This is a genomic window from Vogesella sp. EB (genome assembly GCF_001037925.1).
In the GTDB taxonomy this organism is placed as follows: Bacteria; Pseudomonadota; Gammaproteobacteria; order Burkholderiales; family Chromobacteriaceae; genus Vogesella; species Vogesella indigofera.
Map to the genome: position 1 here is coordinate 224,706 of NZ_LFDT01000002.1, position 15,969 is coordinate 240,674.

General features: G+C 66.8%; 17 protein-coding genes. 7 read left to right on the forward strand and 10 right to left on the reverse strand.

Going from position 1 to position 15,969, the window contains the following annotated elements; all coding sequences use genetic code 11:
* Nucleotides 1-40 precede the first annotated feature (40 nt).
* Nucleotides 41-946, forward strand: a complete 906-nt coding sequence (locus tag ACG97_RS02510; RefSeq protein ID WP_047965806.1) for a LysR family transcriptional regulator — start codon at nucleotides 41-43, stop codon at nucleotides 944-946.
* On the opposite strand, the gene ACG97_RS18180 is transcribed toward ACG97_RS02510, so the two are convergent.
* The 6 genes from ACG97_RS18180 to ACG97_RS02540 all read right to left on the reverse strand — a co-directional run bounded on the left by ACG97_RS18180 (nucleotide 940) and on the right by ACG97_RS02540 (nucleotide 7,216).
* Nucleotides 940-1,941 carry a methyl-accepting chemotaxis protein gene (locus ACG97_RS18180; protein ID WP_053068036.1) on the reverse strand — a complete coding sequence of 334 codons (1,002 nt, stop codon included), beginning with the start codon at nucleotides 1,939-1,941 and terminating at the stop codon, nucleotides 940-942. The genes ACG97_RS02510 and ACG97_RS18180 overlap by 7 nt on opposite strands.
* Nucleotides 1,942-2,082: 141 nt before the next feature.
* Nucleotides 2,083-3,456, reverse strand: coding sequence for an MFS transporter (locus ACG97_RS02520; RefSeq protein WP_047965729.1), 1,374 nt, complete (start codon nucleotides 3,454-3,456; stop codon nucleotides 2,083-2,085).
* A gap of 317 nt (nucleotides 3,457-3,773) precedes the next feature.
* Nucleotides 3,774-4,553 carry a 3-oxoadipate enol-lactonase gene (pcaD, locus tag ACG97_RS02525; protein ID WP_047965808.1) on the reverse strand — a complete coding sequence of 260 codons (780 nt, stop codon included), beginning with the start codon at nucleotides 4,551-4,553 and terminating at the stop codon, nucleotides 3,774-3,776.
* Nucleotides 4,554-4,637: 84 nt separating this feature from the next.
* Nucleotides 4,638-5,840: a 3-oxoadipyl-CoA thiolase gene (pcaF, locus tag ACG97_RS02530; RefSeq protein ID WP_047965809.1), complete on the reverse strand. Its 1,203-nt coding sequence runs from the start codon at nucleotides 5,838-5,840 to the stop codon at nucleotides 4,638-4,640.
* A gap of 11 nt (nucleotides 5,841-5,851) precedes the next feature.
* Nucleotides 5,852-6,517 carry a 3-oxoacid CoA-transferase subunit B gene (locus ACG97_RS02535; RefSeq protein WP_047965730.1) on the reverse strand — a complete coding sequence of 222 codons (666 nt, stop codon included), beginning with the start codon at nucleotides 6,515-6,517 and terminating at the stop codon, nucleotides 5,852-5,854.
* 12 nt (nucleotides 6,518-6,529) lie between these two features.
* On the reverse strand, nucleotides 6,530-7,216 hold the full coding sequence (locus ACG97_RS02540; RefSeq protein WP_047965731.1) for a 3-oxoacid CoA-transferase subunit A: 687 nt from the start codon (nucleotides 7,214-7,216) through the stop codon (nucleotides 6,530-6,532).
* Nucleotides 7,217-7,750: 534 nt separating this feature from the next.
* Between ACG97_RS02540 and ACG97_RS02545 the strand changes: the two genes are divergently transcribed.
* Nucleotides 7,751-8,650 (forward strand): DMT family transporter, encoded by a 900-nt coding sequence (locus tag ACG97_RS02545; protein ID WP_202902687.1) that lies wholly within the window; start codon nucleotides 7,751-7,753, stop codon nucleotides 8,648-8,650.
* 37 nt (nucleotides 8,651-8,687) lie between these two features.
* Here ACG97_RS02545 and ACG97_RS02550 read toward each other — a convergent pair whose 3' ends face one another.
* Nucleotides 8,688-9,593, reverse strand: coding sequence for a LysR family transcriptional regulator (locus tag ACG97_RS02550; RefSeq protein ID WP_047965733.1), 906 nt, complete (start codon nucleotides 9,591-9,593; stop codon nucleotides 8,688-8,690).
* Between the two features lie 106 nt (nucleotides 9,594-9,699).
* On the opposite strand from ACG97_RS02550, the gene ACG97_RS02555 reads away from it, so the two are divergent.
* From ACG97_RS02555 to ACG97_RS02575, 5 genes are all read left to right on the forward strand, one after another.
* Nucleotides 9,700-10,368 carry an RraA family protein gene (locus tag ACG97_RS02555; protein ID WP_047965734.1) on the forward strand — a complete coding sequence of 223 codons (669 nt, stop codon included), beginning with the start codon at nucleotides 9,700-9,702 and terminating at the stop codon, nucleotides 10,366-10,368.
* The gene (locus tag ACG97_RS02560) at nucleotides 10,365-11,027 is read left to right on the forward strand and encodes an RraA family protein (RefSeq protein WP_047965735.1); all 663 of its coding nucleotides are present in this window, start codon (nucleotides 10,365-10,367) and stop codon (nucleotides 11,025-11,027) included. Before ACG97_RS02555 ends, ACG97_RS02560 begins: the two co-directional genes overlap by 4 nt.
* Nucleotides 11,027-11,665, forward strand: a complete 639-nt coding sequence (locus ACG97_RS02565) for an RraA family protein (RefSeq protein ID WP_047965736.1) — start codon at nucleotides 11,027-11,029, stop codon at nucleotides 11,663-11,665. The genes ACG97_RS02560 and ACG97_RS02565 overlap by 1 nt, the downstream gene beginning before the upstream one ends.
* A 2-nt stretch (nucleotides 11,666-11,667) precedes the next feature.
* Nucleotides 11,668-12,885, forward strand: coding sequence for a pyridoxal phosphate-dependent aminotransferase (locus ACG97_RS02570; RefSeq protein ID WP_202902688.1), 1,218 nt, complete (start codon nucleotides 11,668-11,670; stop codon nucleotides 12,883-12,885).
* Nucleotides 12,886-12,958: 73 nt separating this feature from the next.
* Nucleotides 12,959-13,762, forward strand: a complete 804-nt coding sequence (locus ACG97_RS02575) for an alpha/beta fold hydrolase (protein WP_047965810.1) — start codon at nucleotides 12,959-12,961, stop codon at nucleotides 13,760-13,762.
* Nucleotides 13,763-13,840: 78 nt separating this feature from the next.
* Here ACG97_RS02575 and ACG97_RS02580 read toward each other — a convergent pair whose 3' ends face one another.
* The 3 genes from ACG97_RS02580 to ACG97_RS02590 all read right to left on the reverse strand — a co-directional run bounded on the left by ACG97_RS02580 (nucleotide 13,841) and on the right by ACG97_RS02590 (nucleotide 15,946).
* Entirely contained in the window at nucleotides 13,841-14,479 is a 639-nt protein-coding gene (locus ACG97_RS02580) for an FMN-binding negative transcriptional regulator (RefSeq protein ID WP_047965738.1), read from the reverse strand.
* Nucleotides 14,480-14,616: 137 nt separating this feature from the next.
* Nucleotides 14,617-15,231 carry a LysE family translocator gene (locus ACG97_RS02585; protein WP_047965739.1) on the reverse strand — a complete coding sequence of 205 codons (615 nt, stop codon included), beginning with the start codon at nucleotides 15,229-15,231 and terminating at the stop codon, nucleotides 14,617-14,619.
* 19 nt (nucleotides 15,232-15,250) lie between these two features.
* Nucleotides 15,251-15,946, reverse strand: a complete 696-nt coding sequence (locus ACG97_RS02590; RefSeq protein WP_047965740.1) for a B3/4 domain-containing protein — start codon at nucleotides 15,944-15,946, stop codon at nucleotides 15,251-15,253.
* Nucleotides 15,947-15,969 lie beyond the last annotated feature (23 nt).

Consider the following 15,969-nt stretch of genomic DNA (forward strand, 5'->3'; position numbering starts at 1 on the left):
CACTGATTTAGTATGTTTTTTATACCCTGGAGGTATGAAGATGGATTTGCGCCATTTGCGCTATTTTGTGGTGGTCGCGGAGGAGGGAAACATCACCCGCGCCGCCGAACGCCTGCATATCGCGCAGCCGCCGCTGAGCCGGCAGATACAGCAGCTGGAAGAGGAGCTGGGGGTGCCCTTGCTGGTGCGCGGCTCGCGGCCGCTGACGCTGACCGAGGCCGGCCAGTTCTTCTATGCCCATGCCCGCCAGCTGCTGTCGCAGACCCGCGAGCTGGAGGCGATGACGCGCCGCATCGGCACCATCGAGCGCAAGCTGTCGATCGGTTTTGTCGGCTCCACCCTGTACGGCATGCTGCCCAAGGTGATCCGCCGCTTCCGCAGCGAACAGAACACCACCGAGCTGACGCTGCACGAGATGACCTCGATGGAGCAGATCAGCGCGCTGAAGGAAGGCAAGATCGACGTCGGCTTCGGCCGCATCCGCCATGAAGATCCCAATGTGCGCCGCATCGTGCTGCGCGAGGAGCGCCTAGTCGCGGCGCTACCGTCGGGCCATGCGCTAACCGACAGGCCGGTGATCAGCCTGCTGGATCTCGTCGACGACACGCTGATCGTGTTTCCGAAGGCACCGCGGCCCAGCTTCGCCGACCAGATACTGGCCTCGTTCCACGACCGCGGCCTGGAGCCGAAAAAGATCTACGAGGCCCGCGAACTGCAGGTCGCCATCGGCCTGGTGGCCGCCGGCGAAGGCGTCGCCATCGTGCCCGCCAGCGTGCAGGGGCTGAAGCGCGAGGACGTGTGCTACCTGCCGCTGCAGGACCACAACATGGTCTCCCCCATCATCCTCAGCACCCGACTGCTGGATGAGTCACGCGAGATCAAGCTGCTGATCGAGATGATCATCCGCATCTACGAAGAAGAGAAAATCGACTACATCCGCTACTGAGCCACGGCGCTGCTTGCCGCGGCCGGCTGCAGCCGGGCGTGTATCTGCGCGGACTGCTGCTGCCACGCCGCCACCCCACCCTGCAACGCCTCGCCCAGGCGGCGCTGCTGCTGCAATGAGGCGATGATGCCCTGCACGATCTCGACCCGCAGCGCCGCGTCGCGGATGAGCTGCTGCATCGCCGCCTGCGCCTCGTCGGCAAGACTGCGCCCGGCCTGGGCATGGCCGCGCGCCAGCGCCACGCCGGCCTCGGCCGCCCCCGCCGCCTGACTGAGGTTGCCGGCGATGTTGCCGATCTCGTCGCTGGCCGCGGCGGCGCGTTCGGACAGGCGGCGCACCTCGTCCGCCACCACGGCAAAACCGCGCCCGTACTCGCCGGCGCGCGCCGCCTCGATCGCCGCGTTCAGCGCCAGCAGATTGGTCTGCTTGGCAATGTCCTGGATGCTGCCCACGATGCGGCCGATGCGCTGCGACTGCGCCGACAACTGCTGAAACACCTCGGCACTGTGTTCGGTGTGCGCCGCCAGCGCATCGATCTGCTGCGTCGCCTCGGCCAGCGCCCGCGCGCTGCCAGCGACCAGACTGCCGGACGAGCTGGCCACGCTGCTCGCCCGCGCCATGTCGTGCCAGGACTGTTCTTGCAGCGCGGACAGCTGCGCCGCATCGTCGGCCAGCTTGCCGGCCGTCTCGTCCGGCAGCACGACCGGAGGCGGCGCGGGACAATCGGGCGCGACGGCAGGCGGCTGCGCCTCCGTCCGGAAGCGCAGCGCCGGCAAGGCCATCGCTACCGGCGGTGCTGCCCCCTCGGCCGCCTGCTGCCGCCGTTCTTCACGCCGCTGCCAGCCCCCGTGCAGCCATTGCGCCAGCGCCAGCGCGCCGGCCAGCAGCAGCGCGCCGCGCGCGATGCCATCCCCGACCCAGAATTGCGCCACCCCGCACAGCAGCAACTGCAGCGCCGGCCATACGCGCAGATAAGTCGCGCTCCATCTTTCCATCGTGATCACTCCCTTGCCTGTCGATTGCGAAGCCGCGGCGGCGGGCGCCAGCCGGGAAAACCGCGCGCTCGCGGCCAACGTTGGCCGCGAGCACGTGGAAGCATCCAGCCGGCGGCGGTTCGCGCCAGCCGCGGCGATGACTCAGCTGGCGGAACGCGCCAGCGTCCCGGTGGCATCCGCCGCCGGCCGCGCCATCCTGAGCGACAGCAGCCACAGTGCCAGCATCGCCAGCGCCGCCGGGATCGCCAGCAGCACCACGATCTGGCTGAACGGCAGCTTCATCGACAGCAGCACGCCGCCCAGCAACGCCCCGGCGATACCGCCAAAGCGGCCGATGCCCAGCATCCACGCCATGCCGGTGGCGCGCGCGGCGGTCGGATAGATCGGCGCCGCCAGTGCCGGCAGCGAGGCCTGGGCACCGGTCACCATCACCCCGGCCAGGAAGATCAGCACCGCAAACACGGCCACGTTATCCATGCTCTGCCCGACCGCGATCAGCAACAGCGCCGCCAGCACGTAGACAACACTCAGCACCCGCCCCGGGTTGAACCTGTCCATCAGCACCCCGCTCACCAGGGTGCCGATGCCGCCGCCCAGCGGGAAGATCGCGGTCAGCAGCGCCGCTTTTTCGATCGAAAAACCGGCATCCTTCATCATCAGCGGCATCCAGCTGGTCAGCAGATAGAAAATCAGCAGCCCCATGAAGTAGGTGATCCACAGCATCAGCGTGCCCAGCACATAGGAGCGCGACAGGATCAGGCGCAGCGAGGAGTCGCCGGATTTTGCCGGCGCCTCGGCCAGCACGAAGCGCTCGACATGGCCCAGATCGCAGCGGCAGATGCGCTCCAGCACCGCACGGATGCGGGGCAGCGGATAGCCGCGCGCGGTCATGTAGGACACCGACTCCGGCAGCGAGCGGATCAGGAACGGCAACAGCAGCAGGGGCAGCACACCGCCGAGGATGAAGATGCCCTGCCAGCCGTAGTGCGGGATCAGCCACGCCGCCACGAAACCGCCCGCCGCCGCCCCCAGCGGAAAGCCGACATAGACGGTATTGATCACCAACGAGCGGCAGCGCGCCGGCGCCAGCTCCGCCATCAGCGTCACCGCATTGGGCATCGCCGCGCCGAGTCCCAGCCCGGTCAGGAAGCGGATCAGGGCCAGGCTGGGGATGTCATAGGCCAGCGCGGTCAGCAGGCTGAACAGCGCAAAAAACACGGTCGCCACGATCAGCGTCACCTTGCGGCCAAAGCGGTCGGCACAGGGGCCGGCGGCCAGCGCGCCAAACGCCAGCCCGAACAGCGCGGCGCTCAACGCCGGCGCCAGTGCGGAACGCTCGATGCCCCACTCGGCCACCAGCAGCGGTGCGATATAGCCGACGGCGGCGGTATCCAGCCCGTCCAGTGCGAGGATGGAAAAACAGAAAAACAAAACCAGCTTCTGATAGCCGGACAATCCCTGCTCGTTGATCAATGTCTGCACATTGACCGTTTTCTTGATGCGTTCCTGACTCATGACTCTCTCCGCGTGTAATGACACCAGACTGACGTGGCCGGAAAATCTCTTGCCGGATTTCTCCGCCACTTGAATAACCGGCACACCAAAGCGGTGCCCGATATAGGAAATCATGCTGCGGTCAAATAAAAACGGCGTCTAATACTGATTTAGTATCCGATAATACCCGCGCAGTATTCACGCAAACGCGGCCGCCAATAAAACAAAATGAAAACAACAGACGTGTTTATTCGCCACTTTTATTTGAATAAATAAGAATGGCGAATAAACACGGAACGGTTAACGGGCGGGGGGACCGGCCGGCCGCCGGCTCAGGGTCAGGCGTTCAGGAAGCGCAGCAGTACGTTGTTGAATGCCGCCGCAGCCTCGATGGAGGACAGGTGCGAGGCCAGCAGGTCGACGCGCTGCGCACCTGCTATCCGGCCGGCGATGAAGTCGGCGTCGGCCGGCGTCGTCACCGGGTCCTGCAGGCCGGCGATCACCAGCGTCGGCAGCGTGATGCCGGCGATGGTGTCGCGCAGGTCGGCCGTCGCCAGCGCGTCGCAACAGGCGGCGTAACCCGCCGCGTCGCAATCGGCCAGCTGCCGGATCAGGCCGGCCACCGCCGTCGCCTCGGTAGCGAGGTAGTCGGCGGTGAACCAGCGCGCGGCGGCGCCGGCGGCGACCTCGGCCATGCCGCTCTGCCGCACCAGCGCCGCGCGGCGGTGCCAGCCTTCGGCACTGCCGATGCGCGCCGCGGTATTGCACAACACCAGCTTGTGCAGGCGCTGCTGCGCGTGCACGGCCAGCCACTGCCCGGTCAGCCCGCCCATCGAGATGCCACAAAAATGCACGCGCTCGATGTCCAGCGCGTCCAGCAGCGCCAGCACGTCGCCGCCCAGCTGCGGGATGTTGCAGGGCCCGCTGCCCAGCGTGGAGCCGCCGTGGCCACGGGTGTCGTAGCGCAGCAGGCGGAAGTGCTGGCCCAGCGCCGCCAGCTGCGGCTGCCACATGTCCAGGGTGGTGCCCAGCGAGTTGGACAGCAGCAGTACCGGTGCGCCGGCCGCGCCGTTGAGGCGGTAGTGCAGGCGCCGTCCGTCAAGATCGAGATAAGGCAAGATGATGCTCCGGATAGCGGCCCTGCCGGCCTGCGGCCAACCCTGGCGTACCAAGGTTGGCCGCAGGCCGGTGGGGCCGGTGGATTAAACGCGTTCGATGATCAGCGCGATGCCCTGCCCCACGCCGATGCACATGGTACACAGCGCGTAACGGCCGCCGCTGCGCGCCAGCTGATAGGCGGCGGTGGTCACCAGCCGCGCGCCGGAAGCGCCCAGCGGGTGGCCGATGGCGATGGCGCCGCCGTTGGGATTGACGCGCGCGTCGTCGTCGGCGAGACCGAGATCGCGTGTGACCGCCAGCGCCTGCGCGGCAAAGGCCTCGTTCAGCTCGATCAGGTCGATCTGGTCCAGACGCAGCCCGGCCACGGCCAGCACCTTGCGCACCGCCGGCGCCGGGCCGAAGCCCATGATGCGCGGCGCCACGCCGGCGGTCGCCATCGCCACGATGCGCGCGCGCGGCGTCAGCCCGTAGCGCGCCGCCGTCGCGGCATTGGCCAGTAGCAGCGCGCAGGCGCCGTCGTTGACGCCGGAGGCATTACCGGCGGTCACCGTACCATCGGCACGCACCACGCCCTTGAGCCTGGCCAGCGCCTCCAGCGTGGTGGCTCGCGGATGCTCGTCCTTGATGAACATGACCGGATCGCCTTTCTTCTGCGCAATGCTGACCGGGATCAGCTCGTCGGCGAAGCGGCCGCACTCGTGGGCGGCGGCGTAGCGCTGCTGGCTGCGCAGCGCGAAAGCGTCCTGGTCGGCACGGCTGATGTTGAAATCGGTCGCCACGTTCTCGGCGGTTTCCGGCATCGAATCGACGCCGTACTGCGCCTTCATCAGCGGGTTGACCAGACGCCAGCCGATGGTGGTGTCCTCGATCTTCATATTGCGCGAGAACGCCGTGTCGGCCTTGCCCATCACGAACGGCGCGCGGCTCATGCTCTCCACGCCGCCGGCGATCAGCAGCCCGGTCTCGCCACTCTTGATGGCGCGCGCGGCGATACCGACGGCGTCGAGGCTGGAGCCGCACAGGCGGTTGACCGTGGTGCCCGCCACTTCCGGCGGCAGGCCGGCCAGCAAGCTGGACATGCGCGCCACGTTGCGGTTGTCCTCGCCGGCCTGGTTGGCGCAGCCGTAGATCACGTCGTCGATGGCGCCCCAGTCGACATTGGGGTTGCGCGCCATCAGCGCCTTGAGCGGCAAGGCGCCCAGGTCGTCGGCGCGCATGCCGGACAGGGTGCCGCCGTAGCGGCCGAACGGGGTGCGGATGGCATCGCAGATATAAGCCTGTTGCATGGTCATCCCCCTCACGCGGCCACGGCCGTGGCGGCCGTTGCGGCCAACGTCAGCGGCACCGGCGTCAGGCGCTGCAGCTCGGCAAAGTCGAGGCCGTCGACCATTTCGCGCACCAGCAGGCCGTGCGCAGTGATGTCGATCACCGCCAGGTCGGTGTAGATGCGGTCGACGCAGCCGATGCCGGTCACCGGGTAAGTGCAGAACGGCACGATCTTGCATTCGCCGCTCTTGCTCAGGTGCTCCATCATCACGAACACCTGCTTGGCGCCGATGGCCAGATCCATCGCCCCGCCCACCGCCGGGATGGCGTCAGCGGCGCCGGTGTGCCAGTTGGCCAGATCGCCGCCGGCCGACACCTGGAAGGCGCCCAGCACGCAGATGTCGAGATGGCCGCCGCGCATCATGGCGAAGGAATCACCGTGATGGAAAAAGGCGCCGCCTTGCAGCAGCGTCACCGGCTCCTTGCCGGCATTCATCAGCTCCGGGTCTTCCATGCCCGGCGCCGGCGCCGGCCCCATCCCGAGCAGGCCGTTTTCGCTGTGCAGGAAAATCTCGCGGTCGGCGGGCAGGTAGTTGGCCACCTTGGTCGGCAGGCCGATGCCGAGGTTGACGTAGGCCCCTTCCGGAATGTCCTGCGCCACGCGGGCGGCCATCTGGTTACGGTTCAGTCTGTTCATGCGCTTGCTCCCTCAGGCGACACGCGCCTGGGCGAGGCCCGGCACTGCCACGACGCGTTGTACGAAAATGCCGGGGGTGACGATGGACTCCGGGTCCAGCGCGCCCAGCGGCACCACCTCGCCCACCTGGGCGATGGTCACGGTCGCGGCGGCGGCCATGATGGGGCCGAAGTTGCGCGCCGCTTTGCGGTACACCAGGTTGCCCCAGCGGTCGCCACGGAAGGCCTTGATCAGCGCAAAGTCCGCCCGGATCGGGTACTCCAGCACATAGTGTTTGCCGTCGATCTCGCGCGCCTCCTTGCCCTCGGCCAGCAGGGTGCCGTAGCCGGTCGGCGTGTAGATGGCGCCAAGGCCGGCGCCGGCGGCCTGGATGCGCGCCGCCAGATTGCCCTGCGGCACCAGCTCCAGCTCGATCTCGCCGGCGTGGTACAGCGCATCGAACACCTGGGAATCCGCCTGCCGCGGGAAGGAACAGATGATCTTCTTCACGCGCCGCGCCTTGAGCAGCGCCGCGAGGCCGATCTCGCCGTTGCCGGCATTGTTGTTGACGATGGTGAGGTCGCGGGCGCCGTGGGCGATCAGCGCATCGATCAGCTCGGCCGGCTGGCCGGCGATGCCGAAGCCACCGATCATCACCGTGGCCCCGTCGAAGATGCCGGCCACGGCCTCCTCAAGGGAAGATACAGTCTTGTCTATCATGCTCTCTCTCGCGTCATCCGCTGCGGGATGCAGATGTGTCGTGTGTCCGTCGCAAGCCGACGAACCGGTTGGTATGGATGGAGGGTGTGCCCCCTCCTGACGGTTGAACCTAGGTTCAAAAGCAAATTACCAACAATTCCATACCCGCGAGGTATTTAATAAATACCCTGGTAATATTGAAAACAAACACCCGGCAGCGAATTAATAAAGCACGACAGCAAAAAAACCAACACCAATAAAAAATCAACTCACCAATTAAATAGCATCATCAAATACCCATTTGATCAGCAGGTTAATCATTGGCATATTGTGTTTTTTGCCCAATAAAAAAGCTGCTTCCATTCTGGAAGCAGCCTGTTGACGTTAACCGGTAATATTCCAGCCCACGGTTAATGACTAGCAAGGCCGGTTACCGCCGCAGCGCGGGCGGCACCGTCTGATCTGTTCCGCCTATCACAAGCTTAGGCAAAAGGTATTTCACAGCGCCGGCGTCAGCAACGAGCATGGGGGCTGACCGCTTTCGAGATCGCACCAGTGAGAAATATCCTGAGCAAGCCCGACCGGCTGGGGGTGATGTTTGCCTTTCTGGCCGCCTTCGGCTTTTCCTTCAAGGCCATCTTCGTCAAGCTTGCCTACGCCACCGCGCCGGTGGATGCCGTCACCCTGCTGACGCTGAGAATGGTGTTTTGCCTGCCCTTTGTCATGGTGGCCTGTGTGCCGGTGTTGCGGGGCATGCCGCGGCTGACGCGACGCGATGTCGGCATGCTGCTGTTGCTGGGTGGCATCGGCTATTACGGCTCCAGCATGCTCGATTTCTATGGCCTGCAATACATCTCGGCCGGGCTGGAACGGCTGATCCTGTTCACCTACCCCACCCTCACCATCCTGATCGGCGTGCTGTTCCTGGGCAAACCCGCGGAGCGCAGCATCATGCTGGCCGCGATGCTGTCCTATGCCGGGATTGCGATTGCCTTCGTGCATGACGCCAGCCAGAGCAATGATGTGCATAGCGTGGCGCTCGGCGCCGGTTTTGTGTTTGGCTGCGCGGTGCTGTACGCGCTGTACAGTGCCGGCTCGGAGGTGGCCATCAAGCGGCTGGGGGCGATGCGCTTTTCGCTGCTGTCCATCCTGGTGGCGACCGCGGCCGTGGCGCTGCACTTCCTGCTCAGCCGGCCGTGGCAGCAGTTGCTGCTGCCGGCGCCGGTCTATGGCTACGGCCTGGGCATGGCCCTGTTTTCCACCATCCTGCCCATCGTCTGGCAGTCGCTGGCGATCCGCCATATTGGCGCCGCCCGCGCGGTGCTGATCGGCATGCTGGGGCCGGTGCTGACGATCTTTTTTGGCTGGTGGCTGCTGCACGAGGCGGTGTCGCTGTCGCAGCTGGCCGGCACGGTGCTGGTGATTAGCGGGGTGCTGCTGGCCAGCCGCCGCTAAGCGTTCGCCGTCCAGGGTTGGCCGCAAACGCGGCGCCTCAGCCGTTGGCCGCGCGGTAGCTGTGCACCGTCTCCAGCACCGCGGCAAGCAGGTGGTTCTGCCGCTGCGTGTTCCAGGCCATGGCGGTGGTGACCACGTGCAACTCGTCCGCCAGCGGCCGGATCACCACGCTGGCCGGCGCCATGCCCTGCACCGACGCCGGCACCAGCGCCACCCCCTGATTGCAGCCGACAAAGGCGATCTGTGACGTCACCGAGCGCACCTCGTGCAGGATGCGCGGCGAAAAGCCGCTGCTGTGGCAGGCCGCGGTCAGCCGGTCGAACGAGATCGGGCTGACCTTGCGCGCGAACATGATGAAATCCTCGCCGGCCAGATCGTGCAGCGCCAGCTGCGCCTGGCCGCACAGCGGGTGCGTCGCCGGCAGCGCCACCGCCAGCCGGTCCGCGCGTAGCGGCAGCGCACTGATGTGCTCGCCCAGATCGCCTTCCAGCCGCGCAAACGCCAGGTCGATATCGCCGCTGTGCAGCGCCGGCAACGCCTCGTAGCTGTCGATTTCCTTTACCGCCACCGTCAGCCCCGGGTGCTGTTGCTTGATCTGTTCGATCAGGCCCGGCAGCACGTCCAGAATCGCCGAGGTGATCGCGCCGATGGTGATGGTGCCGATCTGTCCGGCGGCCGCCTCGCGTACCGCCAGCTCCAGGCTTTCCAGCTGTTCGGCGAATTTCTTCATCGCCGGCAGGATCGCCTGTCCCACCGCCGTCAGCTGCGCGCCACGGCGCGAACGCTCGAACAGCTTCACCTTCAGTGCCTGCTCCAGGATCTGGATCTGCTCGGTCAGCGGCGGTTGCGACATGCCGAGGCGCTTGGCGGCGCGGCCGAAGTGCTGTTCCTCTGCCACGGCCAGGAATAGCCACAGGTGGCGGATGAGACGAAAGTTGATCATGATTTTTGATAGGTTTGGCGTATGTAAACGTTACAAATTTCGGAATTTACCTATCGAACTGTAGGGCGGAAAGTAGCGGCACACAAGCCCCCAACAGGAGAGTCCGATGAGCCAGCCTTCTTTACTCGCGCGTTTGCAGCAGCAGGACAGCAACACGCTGTCCGATGCGCTCGATTTTCTCAATCTGCCCGGCGCCACCTATGGCCTGCGCCCGCTGTGGGACTGCCCCAAGCTGGTTGGCCGCGCCAGTACCGTGCAGCTGGGCCGCAAGAGCGATGCCGCGCCGACGGTGCACCTGATCTCGCCGGTGATCGCCGCCATCGACAGCACGGAGCGCGTGCTGGTGATCGCCGGCGGCGTGGACGGCATTTCCTGCTGGGGCGACATCCTGGCCAATGCCGCGCAGGTGAAGGGCGTGCGCGGCACGGTGATCGACGGCCTCAGCCGCGACATCGACGGCAGCGCCGACATCGGCTACCCGCTGTATGGCCGCGGCGTCACCATGATCAGCGCGCGCAACCGCGTGATCCAGCTGTCGTCCGGCCAGCCGGTGAACATGGCCGGCGTGACTGTAGCGGAAGGCGACTACGTGCTGGCCGACCGCTGCGGCACGGTGTTTGTACCGGCGGCACAGATCGAGGCGGTGCTGAACCTGGCCGAGCGCATCGCACGGCGCCAGCACGGCATGGTGGCGGCGGTGCGCAGCGGCCGTTCGGTGGCAGAGGTGATGCACGACCGGCAATTCGACGCCATCCAGCAGGAGGCCGGCAAATGAACGCAGCAGATCGTGAACTGGTGGCCCTGTTCGCCGGGCTGGATACCGCCGGCGTGTCCGATGCCATGGACAAGCTGGGCTTGCCGGGGCAGTGCCTGGGCATTATGCCGCTGGATAATTACCGCCAGGTGGTGGTGGGGCCGGCGTTTACCGTCAAGTACGTGGCCGCCAGCAGCCCGGCCGGCAGCGTCGGCGATTTCATCGACGAGGTTGCCGCCGGCGACGTGGTGGTGATCGACAACGACGGCCGCAGCGACTGCACGGTGTGGGGCGACATCATGACCCAGTACGCCGGGCTGCGGCAGATCGCCGGCACCGTGATCGACGGCGTGTGCCGCGACGTCAACAAGGCGCTGGGCGAAGGCTATCCGCTGTTCACTCGTGGCCGCTTCATGCGCACCGGCAAGGACCGGGTGCAGGTGGAGGCGGTGGGCGGCACGGTGTCGATCGGCAGTGCCCGCGTCGCCGCCCGCGACATCGTGGTGGCCGACGCCAACGGCGTGGTGGTGGTGCCGCGCGAGCGCGCCGCCGAAGTGGCGGCACTGGCGCAGCAGATCGAGACGGTGGAAGCCGCGATCCGCCAGCAGCTGGCGCAGGGCAGCACCCTGGCCGCCGCGCGCGCCGCGCTGGGTTACCACACACTGCAAAGGAAAGCGTGATGAACACCGCTGAACACAAGCCAACGTTGGCCGCACGCTGCGCCGTGCTAGGCAGCGCCACGCTGTACGAGGCCTGCGGCCAACCTTGCGCGGTAGACCCGCAGATTCGCAGCCTCTGGCCTGGCGCCTTCATCGCCGCGCCGGCCTACCCGCTGGTCTGCTCCCCCGGCGACAACCTGGCCATCCACATCGCGCTGGAGCGCGCGCCGCGTGGCAGCGTGCTGGTGGTGGACACCGGCGACTTCATCGCCGGCTACTGGGGCGAGGTGCTGACCGTCGCCGCCGAGGCCGCCGGCATCGTCGGGCTGGTGATCAATGGCGGCGTGCGCGATGTCGCCGCCATCGGCAAGCGCCGCTTTCCGGTGTTTGCCCGCGGCGTATCGGTGCGCGGCACGGTGAAGGCCAGCGCGCCGGCCGTCGGCCTGCCGATGATTTTTGGCGGGGTGCCGGTGGCCGCCGGCGATCTGGTGGTGGCCGACGATGACGGCGTGATCATCGTGCCCGCCGCCGCGGTGGCCGGCACGATGCAGGCCGGCGAAGCACGCGCCGCCAAGGAAAGCGTGATGATGCGCCAGCTGAGCCAGGGTGCGACCACCCTGCAGCTGATGGGGCTGGACCACTGCCGCGAGAGGGCATGACCATGACGACCCAATACCTGAACAAACACCTGGCCACGGCCAAACCTTCCGCCACCTACAAGGTGATGGACCGCGTGGCCGCGCTGCGCGCCGCCGGCATCCACATCATCTCGCTGTGTGCCGGCGAACCGGATTTCGACACCCCGGAACACATCCGCGCCGCCGCCATCGCCGCCATCAACGGCGGCCACACCCGCTACACCCAGGTGGCCGGCACCCGTGCGCTGCGCGAGGCGGTGGCCAGCAAGTTCCGCCGCGAAAACGGGCTGGACGTGCAGTGGCAGGACACCATTGTCTGCTCCGGCGGCAAGCAGGTGATTTTCAACGCGCTGGCTGCCACCCTGAATGAGGGCGACGAGGTGATCGTGCCGGCGCCGTACTGGGTGAGCTACCCGGAAATCGTGCAGCTGTGCGGCGCGCGACCGGTGGTGGTGCCCTGCGGCCACGACAGCGGCTTCAAGCTGACGGCGGCAACGCTGGCCGCCGCCATCACCCCGCAGACGCGCTGGCTGATCCTGAACTCGCCATCCAACCCCACCGGCGCGGTATATGGCCGCGACGAGCTGCAGGCGCTGGCGCAGGTGCTGCTGGATCACCCGCACGTGCTGGTACTGGCCGACGACATCTACGAACACCTGCTGTTCGACGGCCAGCCGTTCTTTACCCTGGCGCAGGTCGAACCGCGGCTGCAGCCGCGCACCCTGACCATGAACGGGGTGTCCAAGGCCTACGCGATGACCGGCTGGCGCATCGGCTACGCCACCGGCCCGCGCTGGCTGCTGCAGGCGATGGAAAAACTGCAGGGGCAGCAGACCTCCGGCGCCTGCGCCATCTCGCAGCAGGCGGCACTGGCCGCGCTGACCGGGCCACAGGATTTCATCAGCCGCTCGCGCGAGGTCTTCGAAACCCGCCGCGACCGCATGGTGCGGCAGCTCAACGCCACGCCGGGGCTGTCCTGCGCCCAGCCCGGCGGCGCGTTCTACGTGTTTGCCTGCTGCGAGGAACTGCTGGGCAAGACCAGCCCGGCCGGCAAATTGCTGGCCAGCGACGAAGACGTGGCGATGGCGCTGCTGAATGAAGCCGGCGTCGCCGTGGTACAGGGCAGCGCCTTTGGCCTGGCGCCGTATATCCGCATCGCCTACGCGCTGGACGACGCCGCGCTGCAGCAGGCGTGCTCGGCGATCGGCGAGTTCTGCACCGCGGTGATGGGCCCCCGTTAACTGCAACCCGGCGCTTGCGGCCAACCTTGTGCACAAGCTTGGCCGCAAGCGCAGCTGCTTATTGGAACACAGCATGACAAGCCAACAATTTGCCAGCCAGCGGCTGGCGTTCGACATCGATGGCGTGGCCGTCGACATCGCCGCCCTCCACCGTGGCGGCGACAAGGCGCCGATCCTGTTTCTGCACGGCTTCGGCTCGAGCAAGGAGGACTACGCCGACATCGTGCGGCACGCCGCCTTCGACGGGCACCCGTTCATCGCCTATGACGCGCCCGGCTGCGGCGACACGGTTTGCGCCGATCTGGCGCAGGTATCGATCAGCCTGCAGCTGCACACCGCGCTACGGGTGCTGGCGCACTACCGGGTGGATCGCTTCCATCTGGTCGGCCACTCGATGGGCGGCCTCACCGCCTTGCTGCTGGCCAGCCAGCTGGGCGAACGCGTGCTCAGCTTTACCGATATCGAAGGCAATATCGCGCCGGAAGACTGCTTTCTGAGCCGCCAGATCGTCGATTACCCGAATGCCGACGCCGAGGCGTTTTTCGATGACTTCATTGAACGCACCCGCCACGCGCCGGCCTACGCCAGCGCGCTGTACGCCGCCAGCCTGCGTCACAAGGTGCGCGCCGGCGCGGTGCGCGGCATTTTCAGCTCCATGGTGGCGTTGTCGGATCATGGCCAGTTGATGGAGAAATTCCTCGCCTTGCCATGCAGCAAGATGTTCATGTACGGCGCGCAGAATGTCGGCCTCAGCTACCTGGCGCATATCGAGCGGTACGGGGTACGGCTTTGCGAAGTGCCACATTGCGGCCACTTTCCGATGTATTCCAACCCGCTGTTCATGTGGCAGCAGCTCGCCGACTTTATCGCCGGCTAGCGTGTTGCCGCGCGGCCTTTTCATTGCCGATCCTGGCCGGCCCCTGCCCAAGGGCCGGCTTTTCTGCTTTGGGGGCGGCTAATCCGGCTTTGCGGCGCAGTGGGCGAGCATGGCGTCGCCGATTTGATGGTTGCCGCAGCCCTTGAGCGCATGGCCGGCGCCGAGGATGTCGCCGGCGATTTCGTTCTGTCCCAGCTTGCTCTTGCCAAGCAGGCGGGTGATCTCAATCTGCAGGCCGACGATAGACTTGAGCGCGGCGTCCAGATAGTCGCTGGGGGCATCGCTCATCTGCCACGGCTCGGCCTGCGCGGCCTCGTGGCTGCGGGTCAGGCGGGCGACCACGCCCCGCACGAAGCGCTCGTCATCGTGAACGTGAATCCGGCCATAGGCATGGACCACGATGTCGTTCCAGGTCGGCACCTGCCGGTGCGACTCGTGTTTGCTCGGGTACCAGTTCGGGGAGACATAGCCATCGCCGGCACGAAAGACGACCAGCACTTCGTCGCCATTCGCCACCTGCTGCCATAGCGGATTGGCGCGGGCCACGTGGGCGCGTAGGACACCGAGCGTGCCTTCGTGCGCCGCCAGCTCGAACGGCAAGTGATTGGCATCCAGCCCGCCCTTGCCGTGCGTAATCAGGGTGCCAAACGGATGCCGGGCGATGCATTGCTGCAGGATCTCGGTGCGGGATTCGTTGAAATGAGCGGGTAGGTACATGCTGGCTCCAGGGGGAGGACCGGATCGTCTCGACGGCGGCCGCGCGGTTCGATGGCCGGATCGTGGCGCTGGCCAGGCGGCCGTCCGGCTGCCTGAGTGATGGCGGCGGCTGCGGACCGCCGCCGGGGGGGTGAACGCTAGCGCTGGGCCAGCGCGACCATGACGCCGAGTGCCAGCATGATGGTGCCGGATAGCCGCGACAGCCAGCGCGCCCTGCCCGCCCTGCTGGCGCCGGAGGCGACAAAGCAGCTGGCCGCCGCCACCGCGATCAAGTCAACCGCGGTATTCAGCAGCACGCAGATGCTGCCGAGCAGGATGAACTGCGGCGCCAGCGCCTGCTGCGTGGACACAAATTGCGGGATGAAGGCAAGGAAGAACATGGCCGTCTTCACGTTCAGCACTTCGACGATGGCGCCGTCGCGCAGTGCCTTGCCGGCGCCGGCACGCGGCAGCGTCGGCAGTGCCGCAGACCCGGCGCGCGATGCCAGCAGCCGGATGCCGAGGTACACCAGATACGCCGCGCCGAGGTATTGCACCAGCGCGTAAGCCAGCGCCGACTGCGCAATCAGCAACGACAAGCCGAGCGCGGCGGCGAGGACATGCGCCATGCCGCCGAGCGCGGTTCCCAGCGACGAGGCGACGCCTTCGGCTTTGCCGCCGGCCACCGTGCGCGCGACGACATAGGCAATGCCGGGGCCGGGGGTGATCGCCAGCAGCGCGGCGGCCAGCAGGAAGGTAATGGAGGGAAGCATGGCCGGACCTTGCCTTTCTTTACTGTGGCCCGCAGCCGATGAGCTGCGAATCGATGCGGGCACCGGGCATCATGTATTGCAGGTCCTGCGCCAGCCGCTCACCGGCGGCATGCAGCGCCGCCAGCGGCATGGCCGGCAGGCTTTCCAGGATGAACCACATCTGCTGTGCCTCGGCACTCAGCCGGGTCCGGACGCCTTGCCGCCAGTTCCAGCGCCGGCAGGTGACGCCGACATCGTCACGCCACACAACTTCTCCGGCGTCTGGCGACTCGTGGGCCAGCACGCCGTCCTTCATGGTGTCGAAGCGCTCGGTGCCGTCGGCGATGACCAGCCTTGGCGCGCCGACGTATGCCGCAAAGTTTTCACCGCCGACCGGGACGGCGTATTCGATGCTGATGGCGTTGTAGAGGTCCACGATCGGGTCAATGCTCGGCAGGCTGCCGTCGCGCAGCACGCGCTTGCGCAGGGCTTCGGCCGAGCAAGGCGTGCGCTGCGGCTTGGCGCCAAACTTGCGGAACACCTCTGCCCACGCCAGCAGGTGGGCATCCGCCCACACGGCCTCGCCGGCGGACAGCGACTGGCAGGCCCGGCTGAGTGCGGCGGTGGCAATGCCCGGATTGACGATGGCGGCAGCGTCGACGCTGATGCTGAGCGCCCGGAAATCGGGGGCCAGCTCAACGATAGCTGGTGCGATTGACGGCAGGATGGCGCGCACTGGAGAATCCTATGGTGACTTAT